This window comes from Gordonia sp. i37, assembly GCF_002043085.1.
GTDB lineage: Bacteria > Actinomycetota > Actinomycetes > Mycobacteriales > Mycobacteriaceae > Gordonia > Gordonia polyisoprenivorans.
In genome coordinates, this window is record NZ_MVPX01000720.1 from 1 (window position 1) to 3,274 (window position 3,274).

Consider the following 3,274-nt stretch of genomic DNA (forward strand, 5'->3'; position numbering starts at 1 on the left):
GATCTCGGCGTCGATGTCGTCGAGCACCGACGCGTAGTACGACCTCGGTACCTGTCGCTCACTGCGTTCAATGAGGTCCTCGAAGTTGTGGTTCACCAACAGCTTTCCGTCCCGGTAGACGGTCTGCAGTAGGTTCTCCCCCTCCGCGGCGTCCTCACGACGGACCGTGCGGTACTCGCCGTCGCGGAACACCAGCGCCAGCCGGCCGCGCTTGGAACGTTTACCGGTGTCGGTCTTAGGTTCCTTGTAGACGTCGATCCACTCGCCATTAACCTTGGCGGCACTGGCCTTCTGCGCAAACGCCAGCGAGTCCCGGTTGATGTACTGCAGTAGGCCACCACCCATACCTAGATAGATGTTGTCCGCTGCCAACCCGCGGCGATCGAGCTCACGGTAGATCGTCTTGAGCGAGTCGATGGTGAGCCCGTCGCCCTGCGCTGCGCGCACGTAGTCGGGAAGTACCTTGTAACCCTTGGAGTTCGTCTCCGCCCCGAAGGCGTCGATGAGCCCTTCGATGGTGTCGGCGATGACGGTCGCGGGATCTCCGGAGTCCGGGCGCACCAGGATGGTGCTTCCGGAGTTGATAACCTGCTCCTTGAGCTCGCTGCCGAAGATCTGCCGGACCGCGTTGTCGAGGTCGTAGGAGTCCGACACCGCCACCACGAACGGCCAGCCCTTGTACTGCTCGATCAGGTTGGCGTGGGCGGCGGCCTCGTTGTCGCGGCCCCACGACGTGACTGTCGTGTGCTCGGAGTTGGGCTGCGAGATCGCCGGCCGCAGCGCGTTGTAGTACAGAGTGGCCGCGAGTGATCCGGAGATGGTGTTAGTCTGCCGGAAGTTGATCAGATGCGCCAACCCGCCCAGCGCGGCCGACTCCTGCGAGGACACCCCGCGCGCGCCGTAGTCTTGCAGGACATCCCGCAGGATCTCCGGATGGTCGGAGGTCTTCTCCAGTGCTTCGCGGATGAGTTGTTTCGCGACCCAGCTGGTGGTGGCGACCGATGTCGGATACCAGACCGAGCGCAGCAGCGCCGTCTCGAAGAAGCTGGTGGCCCAGTGGTACTTCGGGTCGGTGTTCACCACCTGCACCAGCACGTTCTTGTTCGGCAGCACGGTACCTTCGGGCACCGCCTCGATCTCGACCGGCAAGAAGCCGTCGTGCTCGTTGACGATCCCGAGCCAGCCCTCGCGGTTGAACGGGATCTCGTGCTGGCGAGTGACGATCTCGGCCTCATCAATGTCGTCGATAGTCAACGGCCGCAACAAGTGTCTCTTGATGAACGCCTGCAGCCCGACGAACAGATGCGCCGGGAACGGCCCGCCACGGGACTCTATGTAGCTCGACACGTGCTCAGTGCCCGGCGGGTACAGGTTCCAGTGAGAATGCTTGTAAGTGTCGGTGTTGAGGATGAGGTTGTCGAAATTCGACAGGATTCGAGACATGGGAAACTCCGATTGAGGTGTGAGAAAGGACGTGCTTAATCTGCGCATTAAGGCGAAGCCGCGACCTGGTCGCGGCGCTGTTGGGGCGTCACTACCTACAGTGAGAGATGGCCAACGCGGCATTGGGATTCATGCAGCACTGGCAGCTGCAACGGTCTTTCCACACGTTCGCCCACGGTAGTCGCGAGCGTGGCAGTGACCAGAGATGAAACCAGCGTGAATTTGGATCGTCCACATAGCACCCAGCCGTGGGCTGTTGCCATCCGGCCTCTCTTGGCATGTCCCCCATGAACCGGTCCGGTTGGTTTTAGAGTCCTGATTGCCCTGATGAGGGCGCGAAGGGACGATAGGGGTCATGGCAGGACGTAAGCGTCGCTCGGCCGAGGACATCGTGCGCAAGCTGCGCCGAGCCGACGAGCTGGCCGCCGAAGGCAAGACCGGCGAGGAGATCGCCGCCGACCTCGAGGTATCGGCAGCGACGTTGTACAACTGGCGCCGCCAGTACGGCGGCATGGACGGCGACGCCGCCAAAGAACTCAAGGAATTGCGAGATCAGAACAGCCGACTCAAGCGGCTCCTCGCCGACGCCGAGTTGGAGAAGGACGCACTGCGGGAGATCGCCAAGGGAAAATTCTGAGCCCAACCGCCAAACGCGCCGCCATCGACATGCTCAAAGATCGCATGAGCATGTCAGAACGCAAGGCGTGCAAGGTTGTTGGGCTCGCCCGCTCCGCCTATCGACAATTGCCGCAGGCGCAGACACCGGCCGATCCCGATGCCGGCCTGCGTGAGCAGCTACGGAGCTACGCCCGCAAGAACCCACGCCACGGGTTCCGTCGGGCGTGGGCGTGGCTGCGTTTCGACGAGGGCGATGAGGTCAACAAGAAGAAGGTCCACCGGTTGTGGAAGGACGAAGGATTGCAGGTGCGCCGGATGCCCCGCCGTAAACGGGCGGGCCAGTCGTCGGTACCAGTCGTGGTCGCCGACGCGCCGAAAGTGGTGTGGGCTTTGGACTTTCAGTTCGACTCCACCGTCGACGGACACAAGATCAAGATCGCGTCCATGGTCGATGAACACACCCGCATGTCGCTGCTGAACATCGTCGATCGCTCGATCACCGCCGAGCGGCTGATCGAGGAGTTGAAGAAGGTCTTCGCGATCTGGGGTGGCCCGCCGCTGGTGCTGCGCATGGACAACGGGCCTGAGTTCATCTCAGAAGCCCTCCAAGCGTTTTGTGCAGGGTCGGTGGGGATTTCCTACATTCCGCCTGGCACGCCGTGGAACAACGGGTTCATCGAGTCGTTCAACAACCGGTTGCGCGACGAGTGTGTGAACCGCAACTGCTGGCCCACCCTGTTGGAGGCCCGCGTGGTCATCGGCGACTTCAAAGACCACCACAATCACCGACACCGCCACTCAGCGCTGGGCTACAAGACCCCGGCCGAGTACGCTGCCGGATGCACCCACCGGCATCACCCTGTGGGCTGCGAGATCGACTGACCAACCGTAAGAAGGAACTGGCTTTAGAACAGACTGGACCGGTTATCGGGGACCTGCCACTGCAAATCCCCGCCGAGCGCCGGGTTGTCCGCCGACCACGTCCACAACAAACCGTTGGTCGGTTTCGCCGAGAACGTGGTGTCCGCCAATCCTTGTGCCGCCAACTCCACGATCGTCTCGAACGCGGCCGCACAGATCTGCTCGGGGGTCCGCGGATCCGGGGAGCCGTCGGGTTGAGGCTTGGGCGCCGACAAGGTGTCCATCAGAGTGCGGGTTTTCTCCCCGGCGATGATGTCGAGGTTCGCCGAGATCTCCAACCGGCCGTCGTCGG

The 3,274-nt window shown here is 62.5% G+C and carries 2 protein-coding genes and 1 pseudogene; 1 reads left to right on the top strand and 2 read right to left on the bottom strand.

Translation table 11 applies throughout. From position 1 onward, the window contains the following. Positions 1 to 1,443, bottom strand: a 1,443-nt coding sequence (locus B1964_RS29805) for a nicotinate phosphoribosyltransferase (protein ID WP_079932335.1), incomplete at its 3' end; no start/stop codon positions are given. A gap of 355 nt (positions 1,444 to 1,798) precedes the next feature. On the opposite strand from B1964_RS29805, the gene B1964_RS29810 reads away from it, so the two are divergent. After that, positions 1,799 to 2,943, top strand: a protein-coding gene (locus B1964_RS29810; protein WP_139765988.1) for an IS3 family transposase whose coding sequence is annotated in 2 segments (ribosomal slippage) — positions 1,799 to 2,066 and positions 2,066 to 2,943 — 1,146 coding nt in all. Because the reading frame shifts where the segments join, the coding sequence is not laid out codon by codon here. A gap of 59 nt (positions 2,944 to 3,002) precedes the next feature. On the opposite strand, the pseudogene B1964_RS29815 reads toward B1964_RS29810, so the two are convergent. Then, a pseudogene (locus tag B1964_RS29815) lies at positions 3,003 to 3,274 on the bottom strand (HNH endonuclease); the annotation flags it as partial.